Source organism: Frigoribacterium sp. NPDC087798 (genome assembly GCF_044742985.1).
In the GTDB taxonomy this organism is placed as follows: Bacteria; Actinomycetota; Actinomycetes; order Actinomycetales; family Microbacteriaceae; genus Frigoribacterium.
The window spans coordinates 367,674-385,170 of the sequence record NZ_JBIUVP010000002.1 but is presented as its reverse complement, the minus strand read 5'-3'; the positions used below and the strand labels follow the sequence as shown (position 1 = coordinate 385,170).

The window sequence follows — 17,497 nt, the reverse complement described above, 5'->3', positions numbered from 1 at the left end:
GCGGAACCGCCCCGACGTCCTCACCGGACGCCGGGGCGGTTCCGCGTGCGCCGTCAGGCCGGCGGCAGGGCAGGAGGCGCGGGTCGGTTCGGCGCCTCGACCGCCGCCTGGCCGTCCCGACGGCGCCCCCGCCGCACGATGCGCGACCGGATGACGCCCTTGACGAACGCGACCGAGACGAGCGCCGTCCGGTTCGGGGCACTCCACGTCCGCATCAGACGGGCCAGGTGCCAGGCCACGGCCTGGCGGCTGTAGGCCGTCTCGCGGGCGATCTCGGCGTTCGAGAGGCCGTAGGCGGTGAGCGTGAGCATCTGCCGCTCGACGTCGTCGAGGTCGGGGGCGTCGGCCACGAGGTCGAGCACGACGTCGGGCCCCGGGGCCGCAGGGGGTGGCTGGGGGCCGCCCGCGCCTCCTGGTCCCCCGCCCGGCGGGGCGGCGACGAGACGGGGCCGGTGCCGCGCCCACTCCTCGGCCCAGCAGGTCCCGAGCTCGTGGGCGACCTGCGAGGCGCGCGCCATCGCGAGGACGAGCGCCCCGGCCTGCCCGCCCGACGCCGAGTGCATGACGAGCGAGAAGATGCGCAGGGCGGGCAGGGACCCCCGCAGGACGACGGCCAGGTCGACGTCGGGGCAGGTAGCACTGCGGCGGGCGACGGCACGCAACTCGTCGAGGCACGAGGCCGACACCGGACGACCGTGCTCGACCGCGGCGAGGGCCGGACCGAGCACGATCGGCACGATCTCGGCGTACCGGTCGCGCAGCCACGACCGGCCGGTCGCCCCGACGTCCTCGAGCGAGCAGTCGAGCAGCAGGTCGCTGAACTCGTCGTGCCGGGCGTCGAGCCGCAGCCCGAGGGGCTGACCCGGACGCATGATCGTGGTCGGGCGGCCCGTCACGGCGCCGCCCGTCGTCGGGCGGTCCGCGGGGACGCCACCCTGCTCGGTCAACGTCCCACCCCCCGGTCGCGGCGCCGGCGCCCCTGGCCGGTCGGCCCGCCTCGCGGGCACGTTCCGAGCCTAGGAGCGACGGGCCGGTCGCACAGTCGGCTGGCTGGCCGACCGTGGTGTCCCCCGCAGCGGCCGGACCGACGCGACGGCGTGCCCGCCGGGCCGGTTCACCGGTCGGTCGCGGGCGCGGCGAACACCACGCGCACGACCAGACCGCCCGAAGGAGGCGCGTCGAGGGTCAGCGTCGCCCCGTGCGTCTCGGCGACGGCCGCGACCAGGGCCAGGCCGAGGCCGTGGGAGCCGGCGACCCGACCCGCCGGCCGGTGGAACGGCTCGGTCAGTCGCCCGACCTCGGCCGGGTCGAGCACGGCCCCGCCGTTGGACACGATCAGGGTCGGCGCCCCCGAGCCGTCGGTTCCGACCGTCACGTCGAGCCGGCCGCCGGGTTCGTTGTGGCCGATGCCGTTGCGGACGAGGTTGCCGACGAGCACCGAGAGCAAGGCCCGGTCGCCCGTGACCTGCGCGGGGCGGGCGACGCAGCGCACCTGGACCCGCGCCCGGGCGGCGGCGGACGCCGAGGCGGCCACCACCTCGTCGACCACGGCGACGAGGTCGACCGCGTCGGCGGCGACGCCGTCACCGGACTGGACGTCGGACAGCGTCAACAGGGCCTCGACCGTCTCGATGCTGCGGGTGTTCATCTCGCGCAGGCGTCGGATCGTCAGGGACGGCGGAGAGCCGGCCGCGAGGGCCGCGTCGAGCATCGCCTGCGTCGTCGCGAGGGGCGTGCGGAGCTCGTGCGAGGCGTTGGCGGCGAAGCGACGTTGGGCCTCGTACGAGCGGTCGAGCCGGTCGAGCATGTCGTCGAACGTCGTCGCGAGTCGGCCGAACTCGTCGTCGGGGCGCCCGGGTGCGAGCGCGGTGAGCCGCTGCCGGAACGACCCCGCGGCGCCGTGCTCGGCCTCGCGCGCCGCGCTCGCGAGGTGCTCGACCGGGCGGAGGAGGCGCCCGGCGACCACCCAGCTCAACCAGACGCCGACGACCAGCGCGACGACGAACACGATCGACGAGGTCGTCAGCAGGACGCGCAGGAGGTCGTTCTCGCCCGAGATCGTGACCGCCGCGCGCAGCTCGGCGGTCTCGGCGACGGGCGACGGCCCGGCGGTGGCGACGCCGCCGTCGCCCGCGGGCGCCCACGTCGCCGTCGGCGACGCCGGGTCGCCCGCGCCGACGCCCGGCGCGTGCAGGGCGGTGATCCGGTAGTCCGGGACGAAGCGCATCACCAGGAACACGGACGCCACGATCGACAGGCCCACGACCGTCAGCACCGCGCTGACGGTGGCGGTGAGCCGGAGACGGGCGCTGCCCCGGTGACGCAGCCCGCGCCTCCTGGGCTCTGCGGCCGAGGACCGGGTCTCGACGGTCACCGGTCGACCCCGTCGGCGACGACCTCGGCGTCCTCGGCGTCCTCGGCGGCGATGCGGTAGCCGCTGCCGGGGACGGTGTGGATCACCCAGGGCTCGCCGAGGCGTCGCCGGAGGTTCGAGATCGTGACCCGCACCGAGTTGGTGAACGGGTCGGCGTTCTCGTCCCAGGCCTTCTCGAGCAGGCGCTCGGCACTGACCACGCCCCCGTCGGCCTCGAGCAGCACGCCGAGCACCGCGAACTCCTTCCGGGTGAGCTTGACGTATCGGCCGTCACGGTAGACCTCGCGGCGGAACGCGTCGTACCGCAGGTCGCCGCGGACCGTGACCGGCGGGCGCGACCGACGCGGGCGCCGGGCGAGCGAGCGCATCCGGGCGATCAGCTCGGGGAACTCGAACGGCTTGGCGAGGTAGTCGTCGGCACCGAGCTCGAAGCCGTCGACCTTGTCACGGGTGCGCCCAGCCGCGGTCAGCATCACGATACCCGGGCCGTCGCCGGCCGCCGCCACCGCGGCGCAGACGTCGTCGCCGTGCGTGCCCGGCAGGTCGCGGTCGAGCAGCACGACGTCGTAGTCGTTCAGCGCGATCGCCTCGAGGGCGGCGTCGCCGTCGTGCACGACGTCGACGGCCATCGCATGGCGCTCGAGGACGCTCTGGACGGCCTCGGCGAGGTAGACCTCGTCCTCGGCGACGAGTACGCGCATGGTGGCTCCTGTTCGGGTCGGGACGGACGGGACGCGGACGCCCTCCCCCAGGGTGACATGTCGGATGTCACCGAAACGTAAAGCCCGCCGTTTACGGGCCGGCAACGAGCCGTGCGGTGGTCTGGACCCCGTCGCCCGACGAGGGCGACGCCGTGACCACCGGTCGCGGCCCGTGACCGTAAGAGACCAGGAGTCCTTCCATGCCCAGAACCCGCAGCGCCCTGTTCGCCGCCCTCCCCCTGCTCGTCGTCGCCCTCGCCGGCTGCTCGACGGCCGCCGACGACCCCGCCGGATCCGAGTCGCAGATCGCCGCCGACGCCCAGGCGTGGGATCTCGCGAACGCGAGCTGCATGCGCGAGGCCGGCGTCGACATCGGCGACCCCTCGGGCGACGGCGGAGGCATGGCGATCTCGCGCGGCGACGACATGGACATGGATGCCCTGTTGGCCGCCTCGGAGAAGTGCCGGGAGTCGACGACCGACGAACTCGGCGAGCGCCCCGTGACCGCGTCCGAGAAGGAGAGCCAGGACGAGTTCGACGCGAGGCTGCGCGAGTCCGCCGAGTGCGTCCGTGACGCGGGATACGACGTGACCGACCAGCTCGACGGAGCCGGCGGCACGGACACGATGGACGACGTCCCCGAGGGCGTGCTCGAGGAGTGCGGCGCGTTCGGCAGCATGCCCACGACGGTGACCCGGTGAGCCCGTCGCGCCGAGCCGTCGCCTGGTCGTCCGTCGCCGGCGTGGCCGTGGTCGGGGCCGCCGTCACGGCCGTGTTCCTGGTCGGACCGCCCGGGGCGTCCCGTGCCGCCGACGCGCAGGTCGCGGCGGGCACGACGACGAGGCCCACCACGGCCGTGGTCGAACAGGGCACGCTGACCGGCACGACGACCAGGGCGGGCAGGCTCAGCCGCCTCGACGGGCCCACGGTCACAGGGTCCGCACCCGGCACCATCACCTCGCTGCCGAAGGTCGGCGACGCCCTCTCGGCACGCAGCGAGCTCTTCCGGGTCGACGACGAACCGGTCACCGCGTTCGAGGGCGCCCTGCCGCAGTGGCGGGCGTTCGAGCAGGGCATGGCGAAGGGCCCGGACGTCCGGCAGGTCGAGGAGAACCTCAAGGCCTGGGGGTACTTCACGGGCACACCGGACGACCGGTTCGACCGGCGCACCGCGACCGCCGTCTCGGCCTGGCAGAAGGACACCGGCCAGGAGCGCACCGGGTCGATCGCCCGGGGTGCCCTGCAGTTCGTCACGGGGTCGTTCACGGTCAGCACCCTGACGGCGGCCGTCGGCGACGCCTCGGGCGGCGACCTGTACGACACGGCCCGCGACGACGCGGTCGTGTCGGTCGACCTGCCCGTCGGGTCGCCGCTGGCCGCCGTCGACGGGGTCGTCTCGGTCGCACTGCCCGGTCACGGCACCGTTCCCGGGCGGGTGTCCGACGTGGGGGCGGCCGTGGCCGACGAGACCGCGGGCACGACGACGGTCCCCGTCACGGTGTCGCTCGACGATCCGGCGGCGGCCGGCGACCTGACCGACGCGTCGGTGCAGGTCGACTTCGTCTCGGAGGTGAAGGAGGACGTGCTGCACGTGCCGGTCCTCGCCCTGGGCGCGGCCGTCGACGACGGCTTCGTCGTCGAGGTGCTCCAGCCGGACGGCACGACGACGGCCGTGCCGGTCGAGGCCGGCCTGTTCGCCGGCGACCGGGTCGAGGTGACCGGCGACGTCCGGGCCGGCGACGAGGTCGTGGTGCCCGCATGAGCGCCGTGATCGAGCTGCACGACGTCACGCGCGAGTACGGCCGCCCCCCGACGACCGCGTTGTCGTCGGTGTCGCTGTGGATCGACCGCGGCGAGCTCGTCGCGATCGTCGGCCCGTCCGGATCGGGCAAGTCGACCCTGCTGAACGTCCTCGGCACGCTCGACCGCCCCACCTCGGGCACCGTGCTCGTCGACGGCGTCGACGTGGCCGAGCAGAACGACCGTGAGCTGTCGGCCCTGCGGGCGCACCGCATCGGGTTCGTCTTCCAGCAGTTCCACCTGAGCGAGGGCGTCAGCGCGACCGACAACGTCGCGAACGGCCTGCTCTACGCGGGCGTGCCGCTCCGGCAGCGCCGAGCACGAGCGCGGGAGGCCCTCGAGCGGGTCGGACTGGGGCACCGCCTGACCCACCGACCGAACCAGCTCTCGGGCGGTGAACGGCAACGCGTCGCCATCGCGCGGGCCGTCGTGCACCGCCCGTCGCTGCTGCTGGCCGACGAACCCACCGGCAACCTCGACACGAAGGCCGGCGAGGGCATCGTGTCGCTGCTCGGCGAGCTGCACGCCGAGGGCACCACGATCGTCGTCATCACCCACGACGTCGAGCTCGCCGAGCGGTTGCCCCGGCGGGTGACGATCCGCGACGGGCACCTGGTGCACGACAGCGCGACCCTCGCGGGGGTGACCGCATGAGCGCCTCGGAGACGCCCTCGCGCCTCCTCGGGTCGGACGTCGTGCGACTGGGCGTGTCCGGGCTGGCGTCCCGACCCACCAGGGCCGTGCTGTCGGCGCTCGGCATCGCGATCGGCATCGCCGCCATGATCGCCGTGGTCGGCATCTCGACGTCGAGCCAGGCGAAGCTCGCGGCGACCCTCGACGAGCTCGGCACGAACCTGCTCTCGGCCTCCCAGGGGAAGGACTTCTTCGGCGAGGCCGTCGACCTGCCCCTGACGGCGGGGGTGTCGGCCGGGCACACCGAGGGGGTGCGATCGGCCGCGACGACCGGCACGGTGGCCGACGTCGGCGTGTACCGCAACAGCGCGGTGCCCGCGGGCAACACGAACGGGATCACGGTGCGGTCGGCGTCACCCACGCTGCTGGACGTGCTCGAGGCCCGCGTGGCGAAGGGCGTCTGGCTGACCGACGGCATGGCGCGGTACCCCGTGGTCGTGCTCGGCGCCGAGGCGGCGAACCGGTTGGGCGTCACCGAACCGGGACGGCACGTGATCGTCGGCAGCACCGGGTACGTGGTGGCGGGCATCCTCGAACCGGTGCCGCTGGCGCCCGAGATCGACTCGTCGGCGCTGATCGGCGAACGGGCCGCGGAGGCGCTGGCCGCCTCGCCCGTCCCCCCGACCGCGGTCTACGTGCGGGCCGACCCCACCCGGGTGCCACAGGTGCGCGACGTGCTTGCCCGGTCCATCCAGCCGCGGAGCCCGTCCGACGTGGAGGTGACGCGACCGTCCGACGCGCTGGCCGCGCAGCAGGCAGCGGACCAGGCGTTCACCGGGCTGCTGGTCGGCCTCGGCGGTGTCGCGTTGCTGGTCGGCGGCATCGGCGTGGCGAACACGATGGTGATCTCGGTGCTCGAACGGAGGCGCGAGATCGGGCTGCGGCGGGCGCTCGGGGCGACGCGATCGCACGTCCGGCAGCAGTTCCTGGCCGAGGCCCTGTTCCTGTCGCTGCTCGGCGGGGTGGCCGGGGTGCTGCTCGGCGTGGCGGTGACCGCGGCGTTCGCCGCGCTGCGGGGGTGGCCACCGTCGATCCCGCCGGTGGTGCTCGTCGCAGGACTCGTCGCGACGCTCGTGATCGGGGCGCTGGCCGGGCTGTGGCCCGCGGTGCGAGCGGCACGCACCCCGCCGACGGAGGCGCTGCAGTCGTGAGGGGGGCGTGCGAGGCCCCGCATCCGGGCCCGGCGCGGTCGGCGGGGGGGGGGGGGGGCGCGGACCGTCCGCCGCCCACCGCCTGCGACCTAGCTCCAGCCCCGACGCGACGCGTTGGCCGCGACGGACTCGGAAAGCGTGGCGGCGAACGGCTCGTCGATCTGCGCGGCGGCCACCTCGAAGGCCTCGGCGACGCCGCCGACGATGCGCCGGTACCGATGCACCGCCTCGTCCGCGGGGATCGCGAACGACCTCGCGGCGTCACGGAACTCCGGTTCGCCGATCGAGTCGAGCGCGTACTCGTCGCCGATCGACATCGCCGAGCGCAGGGGGGCACCGCCTCGGGTCGGATAGGGCGAATGTGAGCCGAGGTCGTAGAGCGGCGCGAGTCGAACGTCGGAGCCGCTCAACGTGAGCGAGTAGTTCTTCGCGTGTGCGTCGGTGTTCTGGGAGGCCACGGTGAACACGAGAGCCTCGAAGAGTGCTCGCTGCGTGACGGAACGGACGCCGTGGTCGGGTATGTTCTCGGCGACGACCCGGGCGATCTGCCGAACGGACGGCCCGCCCTGATCTTGGTACTTGTGTGACGGGTCGACGCTCATGGCCTGGCAGAAGTCCTCCTGGTGCAGCCGGTGCCACACTCCGTCCCGCTCGACGCGATCGAAACGCCGGGTCACGAAGACGTGAGTGCCCGCAGCCGTCCTCATCAGCTCGTGGTCGGCCACGTCGAGTCCCAACGCCCGGGCAGCAGCCATCGACACGAACTCGTTCACGTCGTGGTCGGGCAGGGCGGCGGCCGTCGGCTTGAGGATGTGCGTCGTCGGGGTGGAATCCCGGGGAACCCCCCAGGAGCCGTCCGGGAACCGGAACAGCGCCACCTTGCTCTGCGCCCCGGCCAGCGACCAGCGACCGCCGTGGTCGTCCCTCCCCCAGACTCCCGGATCACGGGACGCACTGGCGAGGAGGACGGCGACGTCGTCATCGGTGAGCCGCTCGACGTCTCCCGTCCGCGATGCGGCATCGCTCGACGCCTCGTCGGGAGGGAGCAGCTGCACGGCACCGGCAGCGTCGCGCCCGACGCTCTCGAGCAGGCGGAACGGGTGTTGGCTCGTCCGGTACCGACTGGCGAGTTCGGCGAGTCGTTCGGGGCTGTCGGGCAGCAGGCCCGCGAGGAACGGACCGGCCGCCCGGGAAGGCCACTCGGCGCGGGTCGGCCGCATGGAGAGCGACATCGGGGTCGGGGTCGCCTGTGAGCGGTAGTCGCCGTCGTACGCAAAGGTCACCCGACCGGACGCGTTCATCGCGAAGGTTCCCGCGAGAGTCCCGTCGAGATAGGCGAGCAGGTCAGCCATCGGCCTGCCCCGGCTCACGCTCGGAGGCCTCGAGGACGATTCCCAGTGCCTGCAGCGCGTCGAGCACCAGGCGGAGCTGCGCCGTCCCCTTGCCGGCCTCGAACCTGTTCACCCACGCACGGCTGACACCCATCGTCGTCGCCAGGCGATCTTGCGACCATCCGAGCGCGATTCGCCGCTCGTGCACGAGGTCGCCCACGGCGAAGACGGTGTCGATTCGCATGTGGCCCTCCGAGGTCGCCGACTCCTGTAGCCGATCGGCTACAGGTTAGCGACGTAACCGATCGATTACCAGACCATCCCGTGACCGATCGATCACACGATCGAGATGTGGCCGTCCGGTCACCACCAGAACGGTGACTGCGGCCGGTAGGGCTCCTCGAGGCGGCGGACGTCCTCGTCGGTCAGCTCGACGTCCAGGGCGGCGACGGCGTCGGCGAGGTGGTGCGGCTTCGTCGCGCCGACGATCGGCGCCGAGACGACGGGGTTCCGCAGCACCCACGCCACGGCGACCTGGGCCATCGACACCCCGTGCTCGGCGGCGACCTGCTCGACGGCGTCGATGATCGGGCCGTCCTCGTCGGCGTCGAAGGCCTTCGCGACCTCGTCGACGGCGGACCGCTCGGTGGTCGCGCCACGCGGTCGCGTCAGCCGTCCCTTGCCCTGCGGCGAGTAGGGCACGAGCCCGACGCCGAGGTCGGCGCAGAGCGGGATCATCTCGCGTTCCTCCTCGCGCTTCAGCAGGTTGTACTGGTCCTGCATGGTCGAGAACGGCGTCCATCCGTTGACCACGGCGGCGGTCTGCATCTTCGCGAACTGCCAGGCGAACATGCTCGAGGCGCCCGTGTACCGGACCTTGCCGGCCCGGACCAGGTCGTGGAGCGCCTCCATCGTCTCCTCCACGGGGGTCTCGGGGTCGAAGCGGTGGATCTGGTACAGGTCGACGTGGTCGGTGCCGAGTCGCGTGAGCGACGCGTCGACCTGCTCGAGGATCGCCCCGCGTGACAGCCCCGCTCCCCCCGGACCGTCGTGCATGCGACCGCCGACCTTCGTCGCCAGCACGACGTCCTCGCGGCGGGAGTACTCGCGCATCGCGCGGCCGACGAACTCCTCGCCGGTGCCCTGCTGGTAGACGTTCGCGGTGTCCCAGAAGGTGACCCCGAGCTCGACGGCCTGGCGGAAGAACGGTGCCGAGGCCGCCTCGTCGAGCGTCCACGAGTGCAGGCCCCGGGTGGGGTCGCCGTAGCTCATGCAGCCGAGGCCGATGCGGCTGACCTTCAGCCCTGTGCTGCCCAGACGGGTGTACTTCACGGTCGTGCCTCCTCGGCGTTCGGGGGTGGTTGGTTCTCCATGGTGGCGGAGGCCTCTGCGGCGTCGGTCGCGCCGGGCGCGCGGCGGTGGAAGAGCGCGGCGATCGCCCAGGGGCCCGGCTGGAGACGCACCGCCATCTCGTCCAGCACCCGCGCCTCCTGCTCTCGGTCGCGCGTGAGGTCGGAGATCTCGCAGGAGGCGCGCCACCACATCGCGAGGCGGCTCACGATCCGGCCGCCTCGCGCGGTCCGCTCGCGACGTCGGGTCGGTCCGGGGCGTCGGCGCGGACGACCGCCGGGTCGGCCTGCGGCGCCGCCCAGCTGGCGAGGAGGCGGAGGCGCTCCTCGGTCGGCGAGCCGGGCTCGGCGCTGTAGACGAGGAAGTTCAGGCCCTGGCGGCCCATCGGCTCCATGGCCTCGTAGACCATGTCGAGCTGACCGACGACCGGGTGGTGGAAGCGTTTCTGGCCGGACGTGTGGTGGCGCACCTCGTGGGCGCCCCAGCGCACGCGGAACTCGTCGCTGCGGGTGGACAGTTCGCCGATCAGGTCGTGCAGGGCGCGGTCGTGGGGGTCGCGGCCGGCCTCGGTGCGCAGGATCGCGACGTTGATGTCGGCGGCCACCGACCACGACGGGTAGAAGGCCTCGGCCTGCTCGCGGTGCAGGAAGACGAAGCGGGCGAGGTTGACCGGCCGCTCGTCGAGGGCGTAGAGGTCGGAGTAGAGCGCGCGGAAGAGTGCGTTCTCGGCGAGGACGTCCATGCGCCCGTTGCGGACGAACGCGGGCCCGGCCGTCACGGCGTCGAGCACGAGCTGCATGCTGCGCGAGACGGTCTCGGGAGGACGGCGTCGACGCCGGGCGCGCACGGGCGACTCGTTCGCGGCACGGGCGAGGTCGGCCAGGTGCTCGCGTTCGGCGTCGTCGAGCAGCAGGGCGGTCGCGAGCGAGTCGAGCACCACCTCGGACACCCCGCCGAGGCGCCCGCGTTCGAGCCGCGTGTAGTACTCGACGCTGACGCCCGCGAGCAGCGCCACCTCGCTTCGCCGCAGTCCGGGCACGCGGCGTCCGGGGCCGCCCGGCAGCTCGACCTGCTCGGGCCGCACACGCGCCCGTCGGCTGGTCAGGAAGTCGCGGATCTCGCTCTCGGTGTCCATGCCCTCGACGCTACGACAGGGGCGGGTCGCGGTGGGAAGCCCTGGTGGTGACCCCCTCGGCGCGACGACGGGACGAACCCCGTTCGCGAAGGAGAACCCCGATGAAACGGGGTTCGTCTTCGCGAACGGGGTTCGTCGTCGCGGACGGGGCCCATGACGAGCCCGACCGCACCGCTCGGTAAGATCCGCACGTGCCTTCGACCCTCTACGAGCAGATCGCCGACGACCTGCGGCGGCGCATCCTGAGCGGCGACCTCGCGGTCGGCGACGACGTGCCGAGCGAGGGCGAGCTGGCCGAGCAGTGGCGCACCTCCCGCGGGCCGATCCGCAACGCCCTCGCCGCCCTGCGCTCCGAGGGCCTGGTCGAGACCCGGCGCGGCCGCCCGGCGCGGGTCGTCGCACGCAAGGCGCACCACCCGGTCGACGTGTCGATCCCCTTCACCAAGTGGGTGCGCGACGTCGGCGGCGAGCCCGGCGCCCGCACGCAGGAGGTGTCGCTGCGCCGCGCCGACGACGACAAGGCCCGGTCGCTCGGCATCGAGCCGGGCGCCCTCGTGGTCGACGTCGTCCGCCTGCGACTCGTCGACGGCCGCCCGACCATGCTCGAGCGCCTGACCTTCATCGAGGAGGTCGGCCGCGTGCTGTTCGACGTCGACCTCGACACGGTGTCGATCACCGAGTACCTCGACTCACGGGGCTTCGGCTACGCCGACATCGACCACGAGATCGACGCGGTCGCCGCCGACGAGCTCGACGCCGAACTGCTCGGGGTCGAGCCCGGCACGCCGATCCTGCGGCTGCACCGCATCACGCGCGGCCCCGACGGCCGCACCTTCGAGGCCTCCGACGACCGGTACCGCAGCGACATCGTCCGCTTCACCGTCTCGGCGTCGGGCCGGGCCCGCGAGGGCGACCACTTCATCCGCGCGATCGGCCCCTGAGCGGCGCCCACCCGCCCCCTCCCGCGTCCGCGGACGCAGGAGGCAGGACGGCAGGAGGCGCGGGGCAGCCCCCGCAGGCCGCCACAGCCCCCGGTCACTCCGGTCGGACGCCCACCCGCACCGACCCGCCGGCGGCGGCCGCCGCGATCCCGGCGTCGAGGTCGCGCAGGGCGACGACCTCGCCCACGAGGGCGTCGAGCGGCCAGGCCGCGTGCCTCCGTTCGACGAAGCGGACGGCCTCGACGAGGTGCCGCGGGGCGTAGTTGTGCACGCCGCGGAGGGTCACGAGACGCCGGACGACGCTCTCGGCGTCGAGCGGCACCGCCGGGGCGGGGAAGACGCTGCCGACGAGCACGGCCACGCCGCCGACGCCCAGCGCGGCGAGCGCCGAGGTCACGGCGTGCGGCGACCCCGAGGCCTCCACGGCGACGAGCGGGGCACCGCCCGCGACGGAGAACGCGGTGCTCAGGCCGTCGTCGGAGTCGGGAGCAGCCGTAGGGTCGACCGTCGCGACCGCGCCGAAGCGGACGGCGAGCCGACGGCGGGCGGGATCGGGGTCGACGACGACCACCCGGGCCCCGGCGTCGGTGGCCAGCGCGGTCGCCGTGAGGCCGATCAGCCCGGCCCCCGTGACGAGCACCACGGCACCGTCCAGGGGCACGATCGCCGAGGCGGCGTCGAGGGCCGCCACGGCCGTCGCCGTGCCGCACGACACCGGGGCCAGCAGCTCGGCGGGGAGGTCGGCCTCGACCGGGACGATCGCCGTGCCCGACCGCACGTGCACGTGCGTGGCGAAGCCGCCGCTGAGCTCCCAGCCCGTGACGAGCCGCTCGTGACCGTACTTCCGCACCGACTCGCACTTCTGCGGCAGGTCGCGTCGGCAGGTGGCGCATCGACCGCACGAGACGGTCAGCGACCAGACGACGCGTTGCCCGACGGCGAGCGGCGCCCCGTCCACGGCGACCGCCCCCGGCCCGAGGGCGACCACGCGACCGACCTGCTCGTGACCGAGGACGAGCGGGGCGGGCGCGCTCCGGTCGCCCCGGGTGGTGTGCACGTCCGAGCCGCAGATCGTCGCCAGCTCGACCTCGACGAGGGCGTCGCCGGGCGCGAGGACGACCGAGGGCACCGCGACGGCCTCGTGCGGACGGCCGGGTTCGAGCCACACCATGGCGGTCGGGGCCGGGTCGAGGGGCAGCGCGGCCGGGGAGGCGGGGTCCGTCACGGACGCGACCCGCGCCTCCTGGTCCGTCGTCCGCGGCGGCACCCCCGTCCGCGGCAGGGCGGTGGTCACGCGACCGCGGTCGTCGACGCGCCGGCGGCCGCGACCCCGGCGAAGGCCGGCAGCCCGACGAGGTCGCGGACGCTCTCGAGCACGACGTCGGCCCCCGCGGCGAGCAGCTGCTCGCGGGTGTGCGCGCCGGTCGTCACGCCGACGACGAGGCCCGCACCGGCGGAGCGCCCCGAGAGGACGTCGCTGACGGTGTCGCCGACGACCGCGACGGCGGCGACCGACGAGGCACGGGTGCGCAGCAGCGCGGTCAGCACGAGGTCGGGTGCGGGGCGGCCGCGGCCGGCGTCGACGGGCGAGAGGGCGGCGTCGACCGTCCAGCCGAGCGCGTCGAGCAGGCGGTCGCGCGTGACGGGCGAGAAGCCCGTGGTCAGGACGACCGACACCCCGGAGGCGCGGAGCGCGTCGACGAGGTCGCCCGCGCCCTCGATCGGCTCGACTCCCGACTCGTCGACGAGCTCGCCGTAGGACACCTCGAACTCGTCGTTCGCGCGCTGCGCGAGCGCCTCGTCGCCCCCGGTGAGGTGCCGGAAGACCTCGATCTTCGAGCGGCCCATCGTGTCGCGGACGTACTGCAGGGCCTCGTCGCGGCTCAGCGTCGGGCCGAGGTCGACCCGGTCGGCGACGCGGGCGAAGGCCTGCTCGACCACGCCGTCGTCGACGACGGTCGTGCCGGCCATGTCGAGCACGACGAGCTCGATCGGGGTCGCGGCCTCGGCGGCGGGGGTGCCGGACGAGGCGGAGGTGGTGGCGGTCGTGGTGCTCATGCGGTGAGGCTCTCTGTGAGGGGCGAGGGGCCGGCCGAGGGGACGGCCGAGGTGACGGTCGAGGTCGGGGCGAGGGTGTCGAGCGCCCGGTCGCGCCCCCCGTCGAGGTGCGCCCCGACGACGTGCTCGGCGAGCCCGAGCCCGGTGGTCATGCCGATGCCGGTCGAGACGACCGTGACGAGCACGCCGGGCGCGACCTCGTCGACGACGAACTCGTCGCGGCCCGAGGCGTAGACGCCCTGCCACCGCTCGGTGACGACCGGCTCGGCGCCGAACAGCACGCGGAACTCGTCGAGGAAGGCGTCGGCGATCCGTTCGTCCTGAAACGGCGCGATCGCGGCGCCCTTCCGGTGGCTGTCCCCGACGATCACCGACCCGTCGGGCAGCTGCGTGTACATCTGGTTGAGGTCCATCGCGGCCAGGTCCGGGCGCTCGGCGTGCAGTCGGGACCGCACCGCGTCGGCCGCTCCGGTGCCGGCGAACGCGCTGTAGCGGATCAGCGACCAGCCGGTCAGCAGCGGGGCGACGAGCGGCCGGACTAGGTCGGCCCGCACCCGCAGCATGTCGAGGCCGCAGCGTTCGAGGGCGTGTCGGTCGGCGAGGTCGGGCAGCAGCTGGTCGAGGTCGTGGTTGGTCGCGACGACGACCGTCCCGGCGTCGATCGGCCCGCGGCTCGTCTCGACGCGTCCCGACGAGACCGACCCCACGGAGGTGCGGGCCAGGAAGCGCACCCCTCGCGTCTCGAGGTGCCGGCGGATCGCGTCGGCCGCCTCCCTCGGGTCGACCTGCAGGTCGTACGGGAGCAGGGCGCCGCCGACGACCGCACCGGGAGCGACAGGGGCCAGGGACGACAGCTCGGCCGCGTCGAGCCGCTCGATCTCGGGCCGGTCGCCCAGCACGCGGTCGGTGCGGGCGAGGGCCAGCTCGTCGAGCAGGTCGAGCTCGTCGACGTGTCGGGCGGCGACGAGCGTGCCGCGCCGGGACAGCCAGAAGCCGGCGTCGCGGGCCAGCCGCAGCCAGAGCTCGCGGGCGGCGAGGGCGTGGCGGCGGGCCTCGCCGCTCTGCGGGGTGAGGCAGAGGTGGCCGAAGTTCCGCACGGTCGAGCCGCCGATCACCGGGGAGCGGTCGACGACCAGCACCGAGAGCCCCCGGTCGACGGCGGCGAGGGCGGCACCGAGGCCGACGACGCCCGAGCCGACGACGACCACGTCGTGCGGTGCCGCCGCGTGCCCTGCCGCCGCGGTCGAGGCCGCGGTCGGGGCCGCGGAGTGACGAGCCGTGCCGTGGGCCGTGTCGTGTGTCGCGGTCATCGGAAGACCCTCCGCATCCAGATGGCGAGCCCCTCGACGGCCAGGACCGTGACGAGGATCATCAGCACGATCGCCGTGACCGTCCCGTAGTTCGAGCCCTGGCTGGCGTTGAGCAGGTAGTAGCCGACTCCCCCGGCACCGACGATGCCGAGCAGCGTCGCGGCCCGCAGGTTGGTGTCGAGCATGTAGAAGGTGTGCCCGATCAGGGCGCGGGTGCCCTGCGGCAGGGTCGCCCCGGCGTAGACCTGCACGCGACTCGCCCCGGTGGCCGAGAGGGCGCGCTCGGGGCCGGGCGAGACCTCCTCGAACGAGTCGGCGAGCAGCTTGCCGAGCAGCCCGACGCCGCCGAGCGCCAGGGCGAGGGTGCCGGCCTGCGTGCCGAGCCCGGTGACGACGATCAGCACGATGGCGAGGATCACCTCGGGCACCCCGCGGATGCCGACGAGCAGCAGGCGCATGCCGCTGCGCACCCCTCGGCTCGGGGCGACGTTGCGGGCCGCGAGCGACCCGACCACGATCGAGGCGACGAGGGTCAGCACGGTCGCGGCCAGCGCGATGGCGATCGTCTCGCCCATGGCGGCGACCATCGTCGACGCCTCGTAGCTGCCGAACGACGGCGGCCAGAACTGCGTCGCGACGGCGGGCACCTTCGCCCAGACGGTGACGAGGTCGGACCAGGCGATGTCGCAGACGGCGACGCTCGCGACGACCACGGCGACCGCGAGCCACCCCCACGCGACGGTGCGTCGACGGGCGCGGTCCCACGGTCGGCGGAGCGCGGACTCGACGGTGGCGGGCACGGGACGCGACGGGGCGGGGTGACCGGCACCGCGCCTCCTGGTGGCCCGTCGGACGACGCGGTCGCCGAGACCGCGGCCGGTCGGCGCGATGCCGAGCATGGCGGCGCGGACGCTGCTCGAGACGACCTCCATCACGACGCAGAGCACGAAGATGACGAGGGCGTAGCCGAGGCCGAGTCCGTAGTCGAGCGACTTGAAGGCGAACGACATCTCCATGCCGAGGCCGACGACCCCGACGTAGCCGAGGATCACGCTGCCGCGGAGGTTGATGTCGTTGCGGTGCAGCACGGTCGCCACCCACGACGGCAGCACCTGGGGCAGCACGCCGGCGGTGAACTGCTGGAGGCGGCTGCCCCCGGCGGCACGGACGGCGGTGCGCGGACCCTCGTCGATCTGCTCGATCGCGTCGGCGAAGAGCTTCGAGATCATGCCGACCGAGTGCAGGCCGATGGCCAGGATGCCGGGCAGCGTGCCGAGCGAGAAGAGCAGCACGAACACCATGGCGAGCACGACGTCGGGCACGGCCCGGGCGAGCACCGTCACGAAGCGGGCGGCCGCACGCCACGCGGGGCCGGGGGTGGTGTTCGAGGCCGCGAGCACGGCGACCGGCACCGACAGGACGGCGGCGAGCAGGGTGCCGCAGATCACGAGGCCGAGCGTGAGGGCGGTGAGCTGCAACAACTCGCCGAGCGGGGGGAACTCGATCGCCCCGACGCGGCCGAAGAACCGCTCGGCGTTGGCCCAGCTCTGCAGCATCCGCGCGGGGTCGATGTCGACGCTGCGCAGGGCCACGAGGCTCGCGACCAGCAGGGCGACGAGGGTGAGGCCCGCCGCGACGCGCTCGGGCGAGACCCGGCGACGAGGAGGCGCGGTGACGGGAGCGGGGGCCGCCCCGGTCGTGCGCGGGCGCTCGGTGACGGCGGTCATCGGACGGCGTCCCCGGTGAGCTCGAGCTCGATGGCTGCCATCTGGTCGGTGCTCGTGGCGACGCGGCCGTAGATCTCCATCACCTGGGCCTTCGACAGGCCCTCGGTCCCGGTGTCGAGCACGACCTGACCGTGGCGCAGCCCGACGATGCGGTCGGCCCACGAGAGGGCGAGGTCGACCTGGTGCAGGCTGCAGATGACGGTGAGGCCCTCGTCGGCCGCGATCTCGCGGATCAACGCCATCACCTGGTCGCTCGACTCGGGGTCGAGCGAGGCGACGGGCTCGTCCGCGAGCAACACCTGGGGACGCTGCATGAGGGCCCGGGCGATGGCGACGCGCTGCTGCTGCCCGCCCGAGAGGGTGTCGGCGCGCTGGTAGGCCCGGTCGAGCAGGCCGACGCGCTCGAGCCGGGCGAGCGCCTCGGCCTTCGCGGCCCGGCCGTACGACCAGAGCCCGAGGCGGGGCCCGCGCACGGAGGCGAGCGAGCCGGTCAGGACGTTCTCGAGCACGGTCAGCGACGGCACGAGTTCGAACTGCTGGAAGATGAACCCCACCTCGCTGCGCAGCCGCCGCAGGGCCCGCCCGGTGAGCTCGGTGACCTCGCGGCCGAGCACCGTGACGCGGCCGTCGGTCGGCCGTTCGAGGCCGTCGACGTGACGCAGCAGGGTGGACTTGCCCGAGCCCGAGAGGCCCAGCAGCACGACGACCTCGCCGCGTCGGACGCTGACCGAGGCGTCGTCGAGCGCGAGGGTCTCACCGAAGCGCTTGGTGATGCCCTCGAGCCGGACGACGGTCTCGGCGGGGGCGGTGTGCGGGTTCATGTTCGTCTCCGGTTCGTCGTGCTCGGACCCGGGGACGTCGCCGGGACCCCCACGCGTGCGCGAGGGTCCCGGCGGGTTCCCGGGGTGGGGAGGTGCTACGTCGTG

Annotated in this window: 18 protein-coding genes; 5 read left to right on the top strand and 13 right to left on the bottom strand. The window is 74.2% G+C overall.

The window, feature by feature from the left end; translation table 11 throughout:
* Positions 1-53: 53 nt before the first annotated feature.
* From ACIOSR_RS08810 to ACIOSR_RS08800, 3 genes are all read right to left on the bottom strand, one after another.
* On the bottom strand, positions 54-947 hold the full coding sequence (locus ACIOSR_RS08810; protein WP_402752386.1) for a LuxR C-terminal-related transcriptional regulator: 894 nt from the start codon (positions 945-947) through the stop codon (positions 54-56).
* 167 nt (positions 948-1,114) lie between these two features.
* Entirely contained in the window at positions 1,115-2,374 is a 1,260-nt protein-coding gene (locus tag ACIOSR_RS08805) for a sensor histidine kinase (protein ID WP_402752385.1), read from the bottom strand.
* On the bottom strand, positions 2,371-3,075 hold the full coding sequence (locus tag ACIOSR_RS08800) for a response regulator transcription factor (RefSeq protein WP_192123044.1): 705 nt from the start codon (positions 3,073-3,075) through the stop codon (positions 2,371-2,373). The genes ACIOSR_RS08805 and ACIOSR_RS08800 overlap by 4 nt, the downstream gene beginning before the upstream one ends.
* A gap of 200 nt (positions 3,076-3,275) precedes the next feature.
* Here ACIOSR_RS08800 and ACIOSR_RS08795 point away from each other — a divergent pair, with 200 nt between their 5' ends.
* From ACIOSR_RS08795 to ACIOSR_RS08780, 4 genes are read left to right on the top strand one after another with little or no spacing between them, the layout of a single operon-like run.
* Positions 3,276-3,776, top strand: a complete 501-nt coding sequence (locus tag ACIOSR_RS08795) for a hypothetical protein (RefSeq protein WP_192123045.1) — start codon at positions 3,276-3,278, stop codon at positions 3,774-3,776.
* On the top strand, positions 3,773-4,837 hold the full coding sequence (locus tag ACIOSR_RS08790) for a peptidoglycan-binding protein (RefSeq protein ID WP_402752384.1): 1,065 nt from the start codon (positions 3,773-3,775) through the stop codon (positions 4,835-4,837). Before ACIOSR_RS08795 ends, ACIOSR_RS08790 begins: the two co-directional genes overlap by 4 nt.
* The gene (locus ACIOSR_RS08785) at positions 4,834-5,529 is read left to right on the top strand and encodes an ABC transporter ATP-binding protein (RefSeq protein ID WP_402752383.1); all 696 of its coding nucleotides are present in this window, start codon (positions 4,834-4,836) and stop codon (positions 5,527-5,529) included. Before ACIOSR_RS08790 ends, ACIOSR_RS08785 begins: the two co-directional genes overlap by 4 nt.
* Positions 5,526-6,719 carry an ABC transporter permease gene (locus tag ACIOSR_RS08780; RefSeq protein WP_402752382.1) on the top strand — a complete coding sequence of 398 codons (1,194 nt, stop codon included), beginning with the start codon at positions 5,526-5,528 and terminating at the stop codon, positions 6,717-6,719. Before ACIOSR_RS08785 ends, ACIOSR_RS08780 begins: the two co-directional genes overlap by 4 nt.
* An 89-nt stretch (positions 6,720-6,808) precedes the next feature.
* Here the strand turns inward: ACIOSR_RS08780 and ACIOSR_RS08775 are convergent, their stop codons facing one another.
* The 5 genes from ACIOSR_RS08775 to ACIOSR_RS08755 all read right to left on the bottom strand — a co-directional run bounded on the left by ACIOSR_RS08775 (position 6,809) and on the right by ACIOSR_RS08755 (position 10,535).
* Positions 6,809-8,071, bottom strand: coding sequence for a HipA domain-containing protein (locus tag ACIOSR_RS08775; protein ID WP_402752381.1), 1,263 nt, complete (start codon positions 8,069-8,071; stop codon positions 6,809-6,811).
* Positions 8,064-8,294, bottom strand: coding sequence for a helix-turn-helix domain-containing protein (locus ACIOSR_RS08770; protein ID WP_056043935.1), 231 nt, complete (start codon positions 8,292-8,294; stop codon positions 8,064-8,066). Before ACIOSR_RS08770 ends, ACIOSR_RS08775 begins: the two co-directional genes overlap by 8 nt.
* Positions 8,295-8,413: 119 nt before the next feature.
* Positions 8,414-9,382: an aldo/keto reductase gene (locus tag ACIOSR_RS08765; RefSeq protein ID WP_402752380.1), complete on the bottom strand. Its 969-nt coding sequence runs from the start codon at positions 9,380-9,382 to the stop codon at positions 8,414-8,416.
* Positions 9,379-9,609 (bottom strand): hypothetical protein, encoded by a 231-nt coding sequence (locus ACIOSR_RS08760; protein WP_123571394.1) that lies wholly within the window; start codon positions 9,607-9,609, stop codon positions 9,379-9,381. The genes ACIOSR_RS08765 and ACIOSR_RS08760 overlap by 4 nt, the downstream gene beginning before the upstream one ends.
* Entirely contained in the window at positions 9,606-10,535 is a 930-nt protein-coding gene (locus ACIOSR_RS08755; RefSeq protein ID WP_159824745.1) for a helix-turn-helix transcriptional regulator, read from the bottom strand. Before ACIOSR_RS08755 ends, ACIOSR_RS08760 begins: the two co-directional genes overlap by 4 nt.
* Before the next feature lie 191 nt (positions 10,536-10,726).
* On the opposite strand from ACIOSR_RS08755, the gene ACIOSR_RS08750 reads away from it, so the two are divergent.
* Entirely contained in the window at positions 10,727-11,476 is a 750-nt protein-coding gene (locus tag ACIOSR_RS08750) for a GntR family transcriptional regulator (protein ID WP_043594651.1), read from the top strand.
* Between the two features lie 94 nt (positions 11,477-11,570).
* Here ACIOSR_RS08750 and ACIOSR_RS08745 read toward each other — a convergent pair whose 3' ends face one another.
* Genes ACIOSR_RS08745 through phnC form a run of 5 tightly spaced genes read right to left on the bottom strand, consistent with a single transcriptional unit; the run spans position 11,571 to position 17,392 of the window.
* A complete protein-coding gene (locus ACIOSR_RS08745; protein ID WP_402752379.1) occupies positions 11,571-12,770 on the bottom strand; it encodes a zinc-binding dehydrogenase in 1,200 nt (399 codons plus the stop codon).
* Complete coding sequence (locus ACIOSR_RS08740; protein ID WP_402752378.1) at positions 12,767-13,534, bottom strand: phosphonatase-like hydrolase; 768 nt, start codon at positions 13,532-13,534, stop codon at positions 12,767-12,769. Before ACIOSR_RS08740 ends, ACIOSR_RS08745 begins: the two co-directional genes overlap by 4 nt.
* Positions 13,531-14,844, bottom strand: a complete 1,314-nt coding sequence (locus tag ACIOSR_RS08735) for a TIGR03364 family FAD-dependent oxidoreductase (RefSeq protein WP_402752377.1) — start codon at positions 14,842-14,844, stop codon at positions 13,531-13,533. The genes ACIOSR_RS08740 and ACIOSR_RS08735 overlap by 4 nt, the downstream gene beginning before the upstream one ends.
* Entirely contained in the window at positions 14,841-16,571 is a 1,731-nt protein-coding gene (gene phnE / locus ACIOSR_RS08730; RefSeq protein ID WP_402752376.1) for a phosphonate ABC transporter, permease protein PhnE, read from the bottom strand. The genes ACIOSR_RS08735 and phnE overlap by 4 nt, the downstream gene beginning before the upstream one ends.
* Positions 16,568-17,392: a phosphonate ABC transporter ATP-binding protein gene (phnC, locus tag ACIOSR_RS08725; RefSeq protein WP_402752375.1), complete on the bottom strand. Its 825-nt coding sequence runs from the start codon at positions 17,390-17,392 to the stop codon at positions 16,568-16,570. Before phnC ends, phnE begins: the two co-directional genes overlap by 4 nt.
* Between the last annotated feature and the right edge of the window lie 105 nt (positions 17,393-17,497).